15 protein-coding genes are annotated in these 16117 nt (G+C 68.6%); 4 read left to right on the top strand and 11 right to left on the bottom strand.

Translation table 11 applies throughout. The features are described 5' to 3' along the window. On the top strand, positions 1-917 hold a 917-nt coding region (locus AC07XP_RS19870; RefSeq protein ID WP_495265629.1), incomplete at its 5' end, for a M14 family metallopeptidase. Between the two features lie 17 nt (positions 918-934). Here the strand turns inward: AC07XP_RS19870 and AC07XP_RS19875 are convergent. The 6 genes from AC07XP_RS19875 to AC07XP_RS19900 all read right to left on the bottom strand — a co-directional run bounded on the left by AC07XP_RS19875 (position 935) and on the right by AC07XP_RS19900 (position 6559). Next, a complete protein-coding gene (locus tag AC07XP_RS19875) occupies positions 935-1261 on the bottom strand; it encodes a hypothetical protein (protein WP_307587577.1) in 327 nt (108 codons plus the stop codon). Positions 1262-1275: 14 nt separating this feature from the next. Further along, positions 1276-2151: a restriction endonuclease gene (locus AC07XP_RS19880; RefSeq protein ID WP_495265630.1), complete on the bottom strand. Its 876-nt coding sequence runs from the start codon at positions 2149-2151 to the stop codon at positions 1276-1278. A gap of 60 nt (positions 2152-2211) precedes the next feature. Further along, positions 2212-3087, bottom strand: a complete 876-nt coding sequence (locus AC07XP_RS19885; RefSeq protein ID WP_495265631.1) for a hypothetical protein — start codon at positions 3085-3087, stop codon at positions 2212-2214. Between the two features lie 48 nt (positions 3088-3135). Continuing rightward, a complete protein-coding gene (locus tag AC07XP_RS19890) occupies positions 3136-4038 on the bottom strand; it encodes a peptidoglycan DD-metalloendopeptidase family protein (protein ID WP_495265632.1) in 903 nt (300 codons plus the stop codon). A gap of 43 nt (positions 4039-4081) precedes the next feature. After that, on the bottom strand, positions 4082-4645 hold the full coding sequence (locus AC07XP_RS19895; protein WP_390342553.1) for a pseudouridine synthase: 564 nt from the start codon (positions 4643-4645) through the stop codon (positions 4082-4084). Positions 4646-4741: 96 nt separating this feature from the next. Beyond that, positions 4742-6559 carry a glutamine--tRNA ligase/YqeY domain fusion protein gene (locus AC07XP_RS19900; RefSeq protein ID WP_495265633.1) on the bottom strand — a complete coding sequence of 606 codons (1818 nt, stop codon included), beginning with the start codon at positions 6557-6559 and terminating at the stop codon, positions 4742-4744. A gap of 137 nt (positions 6560-6696) precedes the next feature. On the opposite strand from AC07XP_RS19900, the gene AC07XP_RS19905 reads away from it, so the two are divergent. After that, the gene (locus AC07XP_RS19905) at positions 6697-7056 is read left to right on the top strand and encodes a hypothetical protein (protein WP_070062581.1); all 360 of its coding nucleotides are present in this window, start codon (positions 6697-6699) and stop codon (positions 7054-7056) included. An 80-nt stretch (positions 7057-7136) separates the two neighbouring features. On the opposite strand, the gene AC07XP_RS19910 is transcribed toward AC07XP_RS19905, so the two are convergent. The 5 genes from AC07XP_RS19910 to AC07XP_RS19930 are packed head-to-tail and all read right to left on the bottom strand — an operon-like array spanning position 7137 to position 10918. Next, positions 7137-7973, bottom strand: coding sequence for a LytR/AlgR family response regulator transcription factor (locus tag AC07XP_RS19910; RefSeq protein WP_495265634.1), 837 nt, complete (start codon positions 7971-7973; stop codon positions 7137-7139). Between the two features lie 26 nt (positions 7974-7999). Next, complete coding sequence (locus AC07XP_RS19915) at positions 8000-9082, bottom strand: sensor histidine kinase (RefSeq protein WP_492684385.1); 1083 nt, start codon at positions 9080-9082, stop codon at positions 8000-8002. Beyond that, positions 9079-9393 (bottom strand): 2TM domain-containing protein, encoded by a 315-nt coding sequence (locus tag AC07XP_RS19920; protein ID WP_495265635.1) that lies wholly within the window; start codon positions 9391-9393, stop codon positions 9079-9081. Before AC07XP_RS19920 ends, AC07XP_RS19915 begins: the two co-directional genes overlap by 4 nt. Next, on the bottom strand, positions 9390-10355 hold the full coding sequence (locus tag AC07XP_RS19925) for a sterol desaturase family protein (RefSeq protein ID WP_495265636.1): 966 nt from the start codon (positions 10353-10355) through the stop codon (positions 9390-9392). The genes AC07XP_RS19920 and AC07XP_RS19925 overlap by 4 nt, the downstream gene beginning before the upstream one ends. Before the next feature lie 41 nt (positions 10356-10396). Beyond that, positions 10397-10918: a DUF6622 family protein gene (locus tag AC07XP_RS19930; RefSeq protein WP_495265637.1), complete on the bottom strand. Its 522-nt coding sequence runs from the start codon at positions 10916-10918 to the stop codon at positions 10397-10399. 288 nt (positions 10919-11206) lie between these two features. Here AC07XP_RS19930 and AC07XP_RS19935 point away from each other — a divergent pair, with 288 nt between their 5' ends. Further along, positions 11207-12895: an efflux RND transporter periplasmic adaptor subunit gene (locus AC07XP_RS19935; RefSeq protein ID WP_495265638.1), complete on the top strand. Its 1689-nt coding sequence runs from the start codon at positions 11207-11209 to the stop codon at positions 12893-12895. Then, complete coding sequence (locus AC07XP_RS19940) at positions 12892-16017, top strand: efflux RND transporter permease subunit (protein ID WP_495265639.1); 3126 nt, start codon at positions 12892-12894, stop codon at positions 16015-16017. Before AC07XP_RS19935 ends, AC07XP_RS19940 begins: the two co-directional genes overlap by 4 nt. Positions 16018-16117 lie beyond the last annotated feature (100 nt).

The raw sequence follows: 16117 nt of genomic DNA on the forward strand, positions 1-16117 counted from the left end.
CCCTCGAAGTCCTCCCCCGCGATCTTTCCGCCTACCGCGAGGGCAACGTCGGCATCGACTACGTGCACCGTTTCGAATCCGGCAAGCCCGGCCCGCACGTGCTGATCAATGCCCTGACGCACGGCAACGAGATCTGCGGCATGACCGCCGCCACGCACCTGCTCGACACCGGCGTGCGCCCGAAGATCGGCACGCTCACCGTCAGCTTTGCCAACGTGGCGGCCTACGAGTCCTTCAACGAGGCGCTGCCGTTCGACAGCCGTCAGCTGGTGCACAACCTCAACCGCGTGTGGTCGCCCGAGTGGCTCGACGGCAGCGAGGACAGCCCTGAGCTGCGCCGCGCCCGCGAGTTGCGCCCGGTGGTGAGCGCGGCCGACCACATCCTCGACATCCATTCCACGAGCCAGCCCGTGATCCCGTTCTGGGTGTACCCGGCCTTCGACCGCAACGCCGAGGCCGCCATGGCCATCGGCCGTCCGTCGGTGCACCTGGTGATGCCCGACGGCCTGGGCTCGGGCACGCCGCTGATCCAGCACGGCCAGCATGGCCGGGCCGACGGCAAGGGCGTGGCGCTGGTGGCCGAGTGCGGCCAGCATTTCCTGCGCTCGGCCTCCGAACTGGCCACCGCCATCTCGCTCGACTTCCTGGCGCACTTCGGCCTCATCGACAGGGACCCGGCCGTGCCCGCGCCTGGCGAGCAGCGTCGCTTCGAGCTGCTCCAGACGCATGTGATCAAGTCGGAAGACTTCGCCTTCGTGCGCCCGCTGATCGGCTTCGAGACCTTTGCCAAGGGCGAGCTGATCGCCACCAACGGCCCCGACGAAATCCGCGCGCCGTGCGACGACTGCACGATCTTCATGCCCGCGCAGCGCACGATCGTGGGGCGCGAGGCGGTGTACCTGACCAGGCCGCTCTGAGGCCGGCGTTCTTCTCTTCAGCAGATCAGCAGGTGCCGCGGTTTGTCCGCGGTGCTGTAGTCGGCATGCCAGTAGTGCGGGTCGTCGCAGAGGCTGAAAGCGGCGTCTGCGCTGGCGTGGCGGTCGCCGAAATGTTTGCCCATCGTCACGTGCACCGAGCCCAGGTCGGGCCAGTCGATGCCGACGCCATTGACGCGGTTGCCCGAGGCGACTTCGGCGGCGACGATTTTCTGCAGGACGGGGTGCAGGCGGGTGTTGAGCAAGGCGAGGGCTTCGCGGCGTTCGCTGGTGCGCGCGAACGAGGTGTCGAGGCAGGCTTCGGTGAACATCGGTGGATGGGCCATGGCTCGCTTCCCGGCTAGACCGTCGCAGATGTCTTCGACTTCGGGATCGTCCGGCCCTTGCACTTCGGGTAGTTGGCGCAGCCCCAGAAGCTGCCGTCGTTCTTGGACGAGCTTCTTTCGACCATCTTGGTGCCGCAACTCGCGCAGGTGGGCCGCCAGTATTCGCCTTCGTAGGCCACGGCCAGCAGTGCCGCCTGTTGTTCGGGCGTGCGCTGGCCGACGAGCCGGAGCAGGGCTGCGCCGTCTTGGGCGTGGATGCCGTTCGCCTTCGCAAATGCCGCCGCTTCCGCCGAGAAGGTCGAGCTCGTCACGTAGGTGCCGCTCTTCAATTGGCGCGAAGCCATCACGCCGAGGAACTCGCGCATCTCCTTCACGCCCACTGCTTTGCCTTGCCAATGCTTGCACTGGACGATGCGCGGCACGTCACTGTGCCTGGACTGAAGCCAGATATCGACGCCGCCGTCCGCGCCGTGCGATTGGCTGCGCGTGGTGAAGCCGGCTTGTGCGTAGAGCGCCTCGCACAAGGCCTCGAAGCGACGCCATTCGATGGCGTGGAGCACGGCGGGGCTCCACTGCGATTCCTGGCCCGCATGGGGTGTTGTCGATGGCGCGGGACGTGCGTGAGCGCGAGCTGCCGCGGACTCGATCTCCACGGGGGCAGCCTGACGGCGGACGACGTAGTGCAGGCCCAGCAGCACGGCCCCGATCGCCAGCGCGACCCAACCGGCAGGCCGGAGCGCAGGCCCGAGCGTGCCCACGATCGGCCCTTTCAGGAAGGCGGGAGCGACCACCAGCAGCAGGATGCCGACGAAGATCGCCATCCAGGCCTTGCCGGCCAGTTCCTGTCGCGCCCGCTCGCGTCGGCGCTCGGCTCGTGTCTGTTTTGCCATCGGTCGCTTGCCTCGCTCCTCGAAAGATCTCTTTATAAGCCGGGGCGGGCGCCCGGGTCTTCACCGTGCGACTGCGGTGTTCTGCGCGTCGCGAAGCGCGTTGTCTGCGGCTTGCCGCGCTTGCGAACTGCTGGACTCGTGGGCACGGGACTCTGCCGGTGTTTCGGGTGGCTTGTTGATCTCCTTGACCAGGTCGGCCAGGTGCGTGTCGTCGTCTCCCCCGCACTGCTCGGATGGCCACCTCAGACGGGCGCCGTCGAAGTGCCAGCCGGCCGTGCCGCCCGTGGCGGCTTTTGTGCGCAGCCAGAGCTGTTCCCAGCGCGGAAATGCCGCGGGGTCGCCGCGCCGGTGCAAGTCCTGCAGCATGTCGTAAAGGGCCACCTGCGTTTCGCGCTGAGCAGGCTGCGTCGAAACGAGGATCTCGGCCACCTCGAAAAGTCGCGGCGTCGAGATGAAGTAGCGATTTCCCTGGCGGGTGCGCTGCGTATCCGGCCCCTCGGGCATGAGATAGCCTGAGCCGCCGGTCCCGCTCTCGGAACCAAGGATGCAGAGCGCTTCGGCCGGCGTAAAGCGCCGGAGATCGTCAAGGGCCGCTGCTGTGGCCTTTCGATCCCCGCGTGCCACGACTTGGCTGAACTGCCGGAATTCTTTGTACGAAGCGTTCCAATCCGCTCGATCAGCGGTTTTGACGATGTCGTAGGCGACGAACACCAGCACGACGCCGGCAGCGAAGCCCCCAAAGCTCGCGCCGAGAGTCTTGGTCGCACCGCCTGCGGCCACGATCGCCACGAGGATCATCAGCAAGGCCACCCCGATCGCATAGGGCAAGAGGTACACGAACCACAACGGCAACAGGTTCAGGCCAATGACGCACAGGGCCGAGAGCACAGGGACGACGGAAAGCCAGATGAGGAAGGATTTCGTCCGGACGGTCATGCGCCGCGATCCCCGAGGCTCGTGAGGGCTCGTTCCCACGCGCGCAACTCAACTGGCAACGAACAACGCCGGGTCCACCATCGTCCGGTTCAGCATCACCCCCCAATGCAGGTGCGGCCCGGTCACCCGTCCCGTCGCGCCCACCGCGGCCAACGGCTCGCCGGCCTTGAGCACATCGCCCACTTTCACGTCCCAGCGGCTCAGGTGGCAGTACATCGTCAGCAGGCCGCCGCCGTGGTCGACCCAGACGGTGCCGCCGTTGAAGAAGTAGTCGCCGGTGTCGATCACCTTGCCGGCCAGCGGCGCGCGCACGGGCGTGCCGGTGCCGGCTGCGATGTCCATGCCGCTGTGCGGATTGCGCGACTGGCCGTTGAACACGCGGCGCAGGCCGAAGGAACTGGAGCGGCGGCCCGGCACGGGCACGCGCATCTGCAGCGCGGCGTCGGGGCGCAGGTCGGAGAGCGTGGCCATCACGCCGGTCAGGTGATCGCGCTCCTTGGTGTAGCGAGCCTCGTCCTCGGGCGACAGGTCGACCGTGCGCGGCGCCACTGTCAGGCGTTGTTCGCGGTACTGCTTTGGGGCGACGGTGTAGGCGATCTGGCGCTCGGGCTTGTTGCCCTCGGCGCGCACGCTGATGCTGGCTTCGCCGGGTGGGGTGGCGAGCGGAATGCCGACCAGCGCGGTCCATTCGATCGGATCGCCGAGCACCAGCACCGGCACATCACCGGCGAAGGCCTTGGGGCGCGTGGCCGCGGGGCCGAGCGACAGGCGGGCGACGCCGCCCGGCACCAGCAAGGCGCGCGGCCAGACATCGGGCGCCTGCGGCTTGTTGGTTTTCTTGGCCGGGGCCGCGGCACCGGCGGGCAGCGCGAGCAAGCCGAGGGCGCCGAGCACGGCGCTGCGACGGTTCAATGCGGCAGAGGAGGGGAGGTCGGAGAAAGGAAGGTTCATGTGCATGGACAGGATTCGAATAAGGGGTTGAGGGGGCGGCGGTTCAGCCGCCGCTTTGTTCCCGCCAGGTTCCGGGCGCGAGCCCGTCGAGCGTGTAAGGCCCGATGGCGGCGCGGATGAGGCGCAGCGTCGGCAGCCCCACGGCCGCCGTCATGCGCCGCACCTGGCGGTTGCGGCCTTCGCTGATCGCCAGCTCCAGCCACGCGGTGGGAATGAGCTTGCGCTCGCGGATGGGGGGCTCGCGGTGCCACACGTCGGGCGGCGGATCGAGCCGGCGCGCCCGTGCGGGGCGCGTGGGGCCGTCGTTGAGCTGCACGCCGTTGCGCAGCGCCGCCAGCGCTTCGTCGGTCGGCACGCCCTCGACCTGCACCCAGTAGGTTTTCTCCATCTTGAAGCGCGGATCGGCGATGCGCGCCTGGAGCTTGCCGTCGTCGGTGAGCAGCAGCAGGCCCTCGCTGTCGGCATCGAGCCGTCCGGCGACGTAGACACCGGGCAGGTCGATGAAGTCCTTCAGCCCGCGCCAGCGGCCCTCGGGCGTGAACTGGCTGAGGACGCCGTAGGGTTTGTTGAAGCGGATGAGGCGAGAAGAAGGGCTCGTAGCGTTCATGAACCGACAGGATAGCCGGGGTCTGTCGACGCTCGGCGCAAGAAAAAAGCCGGAGCCCTGACGGCCCCGGCTTTGCGGGAGAGAGATAGACTGGGCTTACTTGGCCCAGCTGTCCCGCATCCCCGCCGCGCGGTTGAACACCACCTGTCCGCCGGCGGCGGCGCCCTTCGTGTCGCGCACGAAGTAGCCATGCCGTTCGAACTGGATGCCCACGCCGGGTTCGGCCTTCGCCAGCGACGGCTCGACGAAGGCCGTGCACACCTCCAGGCTGTGCTTGTTCAGTTCGTCCAGCAGCTCGCCGCTGCCGGGGTTGGCTTCGGCGAACAGGCGCTCGTACAACCGCACCTCGGCCTGCACGGCATCCGCAGCAGCCACCCAGGTGATGTTGCCCTTGACCTTGATCGCGTCCGCGCCGGGCGTGCCGCTCTTGGTGTCGGGCACCAGCGTGGCCTGAACTTCGAGGAGCTTGCCGTCGGCGTCGCGCGTGGCGCCGGTGCATTCGATGACGTGGCCGTACTTCAGGCGCACCTTGTTGCCGGGGAACAGGCGGAAGAAGCCCTTGGGCTGCACGTCTTCGTAGTCGGTGCGCTCGATCCAGACTTCGCGGCCGAGCTTGAACTCGCGCTTGCCCATCTCGGGGTGGTGCGGGTGCACGGGGGCGGAGCAGTCGTCGAGCACATCGACGCCGCCCATCAGCTCACCCCAGTTGGTGATGACGAGCTTCACCGGGTCGAGCACGGCCATGGCGCGCGGCGCGATGGGGTCGAGGGTGTCGCGCAGCGCGGCCTCCAGGCTGGCGTACTCGATCCAGCCGCCCGACTTGGTGGTGCCGCTGCGTTCGCAGAACAGCTGCAGCGCGGCGGGCGTGTAGCCGCGGCGGCGCAGGCCGGCGATGGTGGGCATGCGGGGGTCGTCCCAGCCGTCGACGTGCTTTTCCTCGACCAGCTGGCGCAGCTTGCGCTTGCTGGTCATCACGTGGGTGACGTTCAGGCGGGCGAACTCGTACTGGCGCGGGTGCGGGCTGGCGACGAGGCCGCCTTCGGCCAGGCGGTCGAGCAGCCAGTCGTAGAAGGGGCGCTGGTCTTCGAATTCGAGCGTGCAGATGGAGTGGGTGATCTGCTCCAGCGCGTCTTCGATGGGGTGCGCGTAGGTGTACATCGGGTAGATGCACCACTTGTCGCCCGTGTTGTGGTGGGTGGCCCGGCGGATGCGGTACAGCGCGGGGTCGCGCATGTTGATGTTGGGGCTCGCCATGTCGATCTTGGCGCGCAGGATGGCGGCGCCGTCGGCGAGCTTGCCGTCGCGCATCTCGCGAAAGCGCGCCAGGTTTTCGTCGGGCGTGCGGCTGCGAAAGCGGCTGTCGGTGCCGGGCGTGTTGAAGTCGCCGCGGTTGGCGCGCATCTCGTCGGGCGTCTGCTCGTCGACATACGCCAGGCCGGCGCGGATCAGGTACTCGGCGGCTTCGTACATGAAGTCGAAGTAGTTGCTGGCGAAGTACTCGTGCTCCTGAATCGTGCCGGGCGCGCTGGGGCGGTCGGCCAGGTAGGTTTCGTAGCCGAGCCACTTCACGGCGTCGCGGATGGAATCGACGTACTCCTGCTCTTCCTTCTCGGGGTTGGTGTCGTCGAAGCGCAGGTGGCACACGCCGCCGTATTCCTTGGCCAGCTCGAAATTCAGCCAGATGCTCTTGGCGTGGCCGATGTGCAGGTAGCCGTTGGGCTCGGGCGGAAAGCGCATGCGGACCTTGGCGGGGTCGGGCATGCCCTGGGCGTGGTGGGCGGCGTCGCCCGGGGAACCGCCCCAGGTGCGGCCTGCGTAGGCACCCTGTGCGAGGTCGTTCTCGATCACGTGGCGCAGGAAATTGCTCGGTGCAGCGGTCGTTTTGGTGCCGCTTTTGTCGGTCGGGGAGGTCATCGCGTCATTCTAGAGGGGGGCCTGTCGGGGTTACTTTTGGCAACGCTCTTCACAATGCAGCGTCCACCCGCTTTGCAATTGCAGCGTTCAATACGGACATGGGGCGCACAACGCCCCCCAACAAGGAGTCCCACATCATGAGCGTCACACGTTCTACCCTCTTCAAATGGGCCGCCGCCGGTGCGGTGGCCTTCGGTGCGCTGTTTGCCGCCACCTCGGCCAGCGCCCGCGGCGACGTGAGCTGGTCGATCGGCGTCGGCGTGCCCGGCGTGGCGGTCGGCGTGGGCGGTCCCGCCTACTACCCGGCCCCGGTCTATGCGCCGCCGGCCCCGGTGTATTACGCACCGCCGCCCCCGGTCTACTACCGCCCGCCGCCGCCGGTGTACTACCGCCCGGCGCCGGTCTACTACGCGCCGCCGCCGGCCTATTACGGCCCGCGCTACTACGGTCGTGGTTATCACCGTGGTCATGGCCACGGACACGGCCACTGGCGCTGATTTACAACGCCATTCGTGACTGAATGAAAAAGCCGGCCCCGAAAAGGCCGGCTTTTTGCTGCGCGCCCGGCGCCTGGATTTCACATGGCGCGAAACAGGTGGGCGTAGAGCCGGCTGACCGGGATCTTCTCGGCCCGCCCGCGCAGCGCAAGGTGCAGCTTGCCGGCCTCGTCGCGGTGCACCGCCTCGATGGCCGCGCTGCGCACCACCACCGCCCGGTGCACCTGCCAGAAGGTGTCGGCATCGAGCTGGGGCAGCAGCTGCTTCAGGGGCGTGCGGATCAGGTATTCCTGCGTGGCGGTGAGCACGCGCAGGTACTTGTCGGCGGCCTCGAAATACAGCACCTCGTCGATCGGCACCATGCGCACGGTGGCGCCGCCCGCATCGCTGGCGGCGATCATGCGCAGCGGCGCTGAAGAGGACGATGCCGACGGCGCACCGCCGGCGGCGCCCAGCACCTGGCGCCACTGGGCGAGGGTGCGCTCCAGCGCTTCGTCGGCCGGGATGGGCGGCGTCATCGATGGTGCGGCCGCCGCCAGCGCCTGCCGCAGCCGCGCCACGGTCTTGCGCAGGCGCTCGGGCTGCACGGGCTTGAGCACGTAGTCGATGGCCTCGGCCTCGAAGGCGCGCGCGGCGTATTCGTCGTAGGCGGTGACGAACACCAGCTGCGGCATCGGCGCCTCGTCGGTGGGCCAGCTGTCGGCCAGCTCGGCGGCGGCGCCCAGGCCGTCCAGGCCGGGCATGCGGATGTCGAAGAACAGCACCTGCGGCAGCAGCCTCAGCGCCTCGCGCACGGCGCTGCGGCCGTCGCGGGCGGTGGCGACCACGCGCAGCTCGGGCCAGGCGGCGGCCAGTTCGGCCTGCAGGGCCTGGGCCAGCAGGGGTTCGTCTTCGGCGATGAGGGCGGTGAGGGGCATCGTCTTCTTGTTGTCGTGGGGCCTGTTCAGGCGGGCAGGGGGAGGTTCAGGGTGACGCGCGTTCCGCCGCCCGTGGGCGCGGGGGCCAGGCTCAGGCGGCCTTGCTCACCGTACACGGTGGCCAACCGCTCGCGCACCTGTTCGAGCCCGAAGCCGCCACCTTCCGACGGCTGCGGTGCCGCATCGAGCCCGACACCGGTGTCGCTCACCTCGATGACCAGTTCGCCCGCCTCGCGGCGCGCGCGCACGGCGATCTCGCCGCCTTCGACCTGGGGCTCGAGGCCGTGGCGGATGCTGTTCTCGACCAGCGGCTGCAGCAGCAGCGGCGGCACGGGCGTGTCGCGCAGGTCGTCGGGCAGGTCGAGCGTGTAGCGCAGGCGCTCGCCCATGCGCACCGACATCAGTTCGAGGTAGTCGCCCAGCCGGTCGAACTCGGCCGACAGCGGATGCGACAGCGCGCGCGAGCCGCTGAGCGTCATGCGCAGGTAACTGTTGAGCCGGTCGAGCATCGCCACGGCGCGCGGCGGATCGACGGTGATCAGCACGCGCAGGTTGGCCAGCGTGTTGAACAGCATGTGCGGCTCGAGCTGGGTTTCGAGCAGCTTGAGGCGGGCGTCCGTGGCGTCTCGCTGCGCCAGGTCGAGCTGGCGCTGCATGTGCTTGCTGCGCCCGAGGCTGTAGAAGAAGTAGCACATGCCGATGGTGGCTGCCAGCGTGATGACGATGGTGGAGACCATCCGGTGCCGGGCGAAGCCGGTGAAGTCGAACAGCGGTCGGCCGACCCAGGCGTCCCCGATGGCGCCGCCGCCGAGGAAGCCCAGCGTGACACCGAAGGCCACCAGCACGAAGCCCCAGGGGCCGTGCGGCCAGAGCACGTTCTGGTGGCCGCTGATGAACAGGCGCCCGGTGTCGATGACCAGCCAGCTGATCGTTCCGATCGACAGCGAATACACCATCTGCGAACTCCAGCTGCCCATGCCCGAGACGGTCAGCGCCGCGGCGATGACGCAGCAGAAGGCGGCCGTGATCAGGCCGTGCCGCAGGATGTCCCGCAGGTTCTCGGCGCGAAAGCGCGACGGGCGTGGCGTGTCGTCCGCCGTGGCCGTCACCGGCGGTCCCCGCCACCTAGCGCGCGGCGCTCACGTTCCAGCAGCTGGTCGTACAGGCCGCCGCCGGGCGCGATGAGCCAGACCACGGCGCCGTGGATCAGCAGGCCCAGGCCCCAGCCCATGAGCGGGTACACGGCCCAGTTGTGGCCGCGCGAGGCGGCAAGCCCCACCAGCCCGACGTTGACGACCACGTAGACGAAGGCATGGATGAACCAGCCCATCTTGGCGCCGGCGCGGCGGCGGGCGCGCCGTTCGATGTCGGCGGACGAAGAAGAGGAGGAGGAAGAAGAGGAAGAGGACATGGGGGTCATGACAGCTCCTTGAAAGAGACAGGTGAAAGGGGAACGAAGTCGCTGGCGGCCGGTGCCGGCATCGACGGTGAAGGTGGCAGGGCCGCGCGCTGGCGCAGCTCCTCGGTGGTCTCGCCCGGCCCGTCCGGCCGCCAGCCCGGCGGCTTCACGAGGTAGCCGACGAAGGCGCGCAGCGAACGCGCCGAGCGCAGGTCGCGCCACAGGTCGCGCCACTGGCTGAACTCGATCTCGAGCAGGTTGTACGAGGTGATCGGCTTCACGAGCCCGTAGCGGCAGGGCAGGTCGGCGCGCTCGGGGATGTAGGTGCCGAACAGGCGGTCGAACACGATCAGCACGCCGCCGTAATTGCCGTCCAGGTACTCCAGGTTCGAGGCGTGGTGCACGCGGTGGGCCGAGGGCGTGTTCAGCACCCATTCGAGCGGGCCGAGCTTCGGAATCCAGGTCGCGTGAATCCAGAACTGGTAGAGCAGGTTCAGCGTGAGCATCAGCAGGATGATCCGCGGCGGCATGCCCAACAGCGGCGCCAGCAGGAAGAAGGCCAGCGTGCCGGTGAGCCGGCCGGTCCAGCCGAAGCGGTAGGCGGCCGACAGGTTCAGCTGGTTCGGCGAGTGGTGCACGGCGTGGGTGCACCAGAACCAGCGCACGCGGTGCGCGGCGCGGTGGTACCAGTAGTAGCAGAACTCCTGGCCGACGAAGCAGGCGAGCCAGCCGGTCCAGTGGTCCATCGGCAGCGTGAAGAGCCGGTGGGCGTAGAGCCAGTCCATGGCGCCGACCCAGAAGGCCAGCGGCAGCAGCCAGCGCAGCGGGTATTCGCGCACCAGGAAGTCGAACACCGAGATGCCCGCCGCCTTCCAGTCGTAGCTGCGCCAGCCGTTGCGCCACGACAGCACCAGCGCTTCGGCCAGCGAGGCAAGCAGCACCACCGAGATGGAAATCTTGAGGATCAACACGAGCACGGTCATGGCGGTTCCTGGCGGCGAAGGGCGGGCGGGGCGTCGGAATCTTAGGCCGCGCGGGCGCTGCTGACCATCGCGCCCGACGCGGCGGCCAGGCGCCACAGGCGCGCGGCGCGGGCCGCGAAGATGCCGCTGAAGGCGCCGTACAGCGCCGGCACGCCCAGGGCGAAGGCGGCCTGGTGGCGCAGCTCCGGATGCAGGGCCAGCGACACGCCCACCACGTACTTGGTGAGGAAGATGCCCATCATGAGCATCAGCGGCACGGCGGTGCCGGCCACCTGGAACTGGCGCGCCGTGGCGTCGTAGCGCGTGGTCGCCGGCAGCGGACGGCGCAGCACCAGCACCATGAGCAGCAGCGCGGCCACGGCCCAGCCGAGCAGGGCGCCGGCCGACTCGCCGGACACCGACACCACGCCCCAGAACGACAGGCCGGCCATGGCGACCGGCATCACCAGCACGCGGTTCAGGCCGATGCGGTTGGCCACCAGCTGCCGGCCGCCGAGCCAGGCCAGCAGGACGAACACGGCGAACACCCACTTCGGGGTGTGAAGAAGGATTTGCATCAGCATGAGAGGCTCCGTTCGGTTGGAAGAAGACAAAGGGGGCAGGGAATCGATGGAGCGGACTGTGCCGATGCCGCCCGGCCCCCGCCACGGCCATGCGACGAAATGCGGGTGGGCGGCGTGAAGTGCGGGTCGCCGGCGCGAATGGCGGGCGCGGGATGGCGGGGTCGCCGCGCAAACGGAAGCTTTACCGTCGCTTTACGGCACGGAAAACTTGGGGAGTGATATTTCGCGCTGTACTCTAGGCCGCCTCCCTTCAGGCCGCCTTTTCGCACCCCTTCGCACGCACCGCCCATGGATTCCCAAACGCCCCCCGAGCCCCTGCCACCCGTCGTGTCGCCGACCCATCCTCCGGCGCGCCGGCGCCGCTGGGTCGGGAGCCTGCTGGCCCTGCTTCTGTTGGTGGCCCTCGGGGGCGGTGCCTGGTATCTGGTGCAGCGTTCCAAATCACCGGCGCCCGGCGCGGGTGGACCGGGCGCCGGTGCGGGCCGGCCCGGCGGCGGTGGGCCTGGTGGGCGCGCGGGTGGCGGAGGCCCGGCCTCCAGCACCGTCGGCACCGCCGTCGCGCGGCAGGCCGACATCCCGGTGCAGCTCGAAGCGCTGGGCACGGTCACGCCGCTGGCCAACGTGACGGTGCAGCCGCAGGTGTCGGGCGTGCTCACGGCCGTGCTGTTCAAGGAAGGCCAGATGGTCAAGAAGGGCGACGTGCTCGCCACCATCGACCCGCAGCCCTTCGAGAACGCGCTGGCGCAGGCCGCCGGTGCCCGCCAGCGCGACGAGGCCCAGCTGGCCGCGGCGCGCGTCACGCTGCAGCGCTACCAGACGCTGCTCGGGCAGGACTCCATCGCCCGCCAGGACGTCGACACCCAGGCCGCGCTGGTCAAGCAGCTCGAAGGCACCGTGGCCATCGACCGCGCCAACGAGAACACCGCCAAGCTCAACCTGGCCTGGAGCCGCATCACGGCGCCGGTGAGCGGGCGCATCGGCCTGCGGCCGGTGGACGCGGGCAACTACATCTCGACCGGCAGCACCGGCGGCGTGGCCACCATCACGCAGATCGCGCCCATCGACGTCGAGTTCGCCATTCCGCAGGACCGCGTGCCCGAGGTGCAGGAGCGGCTGGGCCAGGGCGCCACGCTCGCCACCACCGCCTTCGACCGCACGCGCACGCGCCGTCTGGCCGACGGCAGCTTCTCCACGCTCGACAACATGGTCGACACGCAGACCGGCACCGTGAAGGCCAAGGCGCGCTTCACCAACGCCGACGGCGCGCTGTTCCCGAACCAGTTCGTCAACCTGCGGCTGCTGCTGCGCACCGTGAGCAGCGCGGTGGTGGTGCCGGTCACGGCGCTGCGCCACGGCCCGAACGGCGACTACGTGTACGTGGTGACGGCCGAGAACACGGCCTCGCAGCGGCCGGTGACGCGCGGCGAATCGAGCGTCGATTTCGCCTCCATCACCAAGGGCCTGCAGCCCGGCGAAACCGTGGTCACCGAAGGCGGCGACCGCCTGAAGGACGGCGCGCGCGTGCAGACCACGGTCGACCGGCCGGCCGGTGCGGCCTCGGGCGCGGCAGCGCCGGGCGGACGGCGTGGCGGACGTCGGCAGGAAGGTGGCGGTGGTGCGCAGGGCGGCGGTGCTCGTCCCGCCGAAGCGGCGGCACCGGCTTCGCCATCGCAGGCACCGGCTGCACCTGCCGCCGGAACGGCTGCGCCGGCTGCAGCGCCGGCGGCCACAACGCCTGCACCTGCGGCAGCCCCTGCACCCGCAGCCACGCCCGCCAAGCTCCCCACCCCCGAGCAGCGCCAGCGCATGCTCGACGCGGCCAAGGACGACCCCGAGCAACTCGAACGCCGCAAGCGTTTCCTCGAAGCCCTCGACCGCGGCGAGCCCGCCGCGCTGGAGCGCTGGCAGCGCATGGCCGAGCGCGGTGGCGCCGGTGGCGGCGGCGAACGCGGCGGTGAGGGACGGCGCAGCCCATGAGCCCCTCGCGCCCGTTCATCCTGCGGCCGGTCGCCACCTCGCTGCTGATGCTGGCCATCGTGCTGGCCGGCCTGGTGGCGTTCCGCTTCCTGCCGCTGGCGGCGCTGCCGCAGGTCGACTACCCGACCATCCAGGTCCAGACGCTCTACCCCGGGGCCAGCCCCGAGGTCATGAGCAACACCGTCACCGCGCCGCTGGAGCGCCAGTTCGGCCAGATGTCGGGCCTGGACCGCATGAGCTCGACCAGCGCGGCGGGCGTGTCGATCATCACGCTGCAGTTCTCGCTGGGCCAGACGCTCGACGTCGCCGAGCAGGAAGTGCAGGCCGCGATCAACGCCGGCGGCTCGCTGCTGCCGGCCGACCTGCCGGCGCCGCCGGTGTACGCCAAGGTCAACCCGGCCGACGCGCCGGTGCTCACGCTGGCCATCACCTCCGACACGCTGCCGCTCACCGAGGTGCAGAACCTCGTGAACACCCGGCTCGCGCAGAAGATCAGCCAGGTCTCGGGCGTGGGCCTCGTGTCGCTCAGCGGCGGGCAGCGCCCGGCCGTGCGCATCCAGGCCAACACGCAGGCGCTGGCGGCCAACGGCATCGGGCTGGATTCGCTGCGCACGGCCATCAGCGCGGCCAACTCCAACGGCGCCAAGGGCAGCTTCGACGGCCCCAAGCGCGCCTACACGATCAACTCGAACGACCAGCTGCTCACGGTCGACGACTACAAGAACCTCATCGTCAGCTACAAGAACGGCGCGCCGATCCGCATGGTCGACGTGGCGCGCGTGGTCAACAGCGCCGAGAACACGCAGCTGGGCGCCTGGGCCGGGCGCAAGGTCGACGGGCAGGTGCAGCTCACGCCGGCCATCATCCTGAACGTGCAGCGCCAGCCCGGCGCCAACGTGATCGCCACCGTCAACGCCATCAAGAAGCAGCTGCCCGAGCTGCAGGCCGGCATGCCCGCGGGCCTGCAGGTCGAGGTGCTGAGCGACCGCACCGCCGGCATCCGCTCGTCGGTGCAGCACGTCGAGATGGAACTGGTGCTGGCCGTGGTGCTCGTGGTGCTGGTGATCTTCGCCTTCCTGGGCAGCCTGCGCGCCACCGTCATCGCCAGCATCGCCGTGCCGATCTCGCTGATCGGCAGCTTTGGCCTGATGTACCTGCTGGGCTACAGCCTGAACAACCTGAGCCTGATGGCGCTGACCATCGCCACCGGCTTCGTGGTGGACGACGCGATCGTCATGATCGAGAACATCGCGCGCTACATCGAGGAGGGCGAGAAGCCGTTGCAGGCTGCGTTCAAGGGCGCCGCGCAGATCGGCTTCACGATCATCTCGCTGACCGTGTCGCTCATCGCCGTGCTCATCCCGCTGCTCTTCATGGGCGACGTGGTGGGCCGCCTGTTCCGCGAGTTCGCGGTGACGCTGGCGATCACCATCCTGATCTCGGGCGTGGTGTCGCTCACGCTGGTGCCGATGATGTCGGCGCGCTGGCTCAAGCACGAGCCGAAGAAAGATGCGTCGGGCACCGGCTTCGGCGCGCGCGCCCAGCGTTTCTTCGACGGCGTGATGGTGCGCTACGACCGCTCGCTGCACTGGGTGATCGCGCACCAGCCGCTCACGCTGCTGGTGGCGCTGCTCACCCTGGTGCTGACCGTGGTGCTGTACCTCACGATCCCCAAGGGTTTGTTCCCCACGCAGGACACTGGCCAGCTTCAGGCCCGCGTGCAGGCCGCACAAGACGTGTCCTTCGACCGCATGGCGCAGCTGCAGCAGCAGGCCGCACGCGCCATTCTTGAAGACCATGACGTCGAGAATCTGAGTTCCTTCGTCGGCGTGGACGCGGCCAACAACACCATGCTGCACACCGGCAGCATGCTCATCAACCTGACCCGCAGCCACGACAACCAGCAGGAGGTGATGGAGCGCCTGCGCGATCGTGTGCGGCAGGTGGCCGGCCTCACGCTGTACCTGCAGCCCACGCAGGACCTGACCATCGACGCCGAGACCGGGCCGACCGAGTACCGCGTGTCGCTCGAAGGCGTGAACAGCGCGCTGGTCACCGAGTGGATGCAGAAGCTGGTGGCGAAGCTGCAGGAATCGGACAAGGTGCGCAACGTGAGCAGCGATGCCGGGGCGCAGGGGCTGGCGGCGTATGTGAACGTGAATCGCGACACGGCGTCGCGGCTGTCGATCACTGCGAGTTCGGTGGATGACGCGCTGTACAGCGCCTTCGGGCAGCGCATCGTGTCGACGATCTTCACCGAGACGAACCAGTACCGCGTGATCCTGGAAGCGCAGCCCGGGATGGTGAACACGCCGCAGACGCTGGGGCAGTTGAACCTCATTGCGGGGTCTGGCACGGCGACGCCGCTGTCGGCGTTTGCGGAGATCAGCGAGCAGCAGGCGCCGTTGCAGATCACGCACGTGGCGCAGTACCCGGCGAGTACGTTGAACTTCGATACGGCGCCGGGGGTGTCGCTCGGTGGATCGGTTGCCGCGATTCGCGCGGCGGCGAAAGAGATCGGGTTGCCGAGCAGTGTGACGATGACTTTTCTGGGGGCTTCTGGGGCCTATGAGAAGTCGTTGTCGAATCAGCTGTGGTTGATTCTGGCGGCGGTGGTTTGTGTGTACATCGTGCTGGGGGTGCTGTACGAGAGCTATGTGCATCCGTTGACGATCTTGTCTACGTTGCCTTCTGCTGGGGTTGGGGCTTTGTTGGCCTTGATGCTGACTGGCAATGACCTGGGGGTGATCGGGATCATCGGGATCATCCTGCTGATCGGCATCGTGAAGAAGAACGCGATCATGATGATCGACTTTGCTATTGATGCTGAGAGGACGCAGGGGAAGTCGGCCCGTGAGGCGATTCATCAGGCTGCGTTGTTGCGGTTTCGGCCGATCTTGATGACTACGTTGGCTGCGCTGTTTGCTGCTGTTCCCTTGATGTTCAGTTTTGGGGACGGGGCTGAGTTGAGGCGTCCTCTCGGGTTGGCGATCTTTGGGGGGTTGATCGTTAGTCAGATGCTGACTTTGTTTACTACGCCGGTTATTTATCTGGCGTTTGATCGGTTGGGTGGGGGGAGTGCTCGGGCTTCTTCTTCGGAGCTTGAGGAGGAGGCGGCTTGATCTGTCTGTACTCCTGCTGCTTGTTTGCTTTCCGAGGCCGGGAGTTCCGCCCGGCGGCGGACTTACTTTCTTTTGCTTCGCCAAAAGAAAGTAAGCAAAG

It is taken from the genome of Variovorax sp. GW531-E2 (assembly GCF_059423125.1).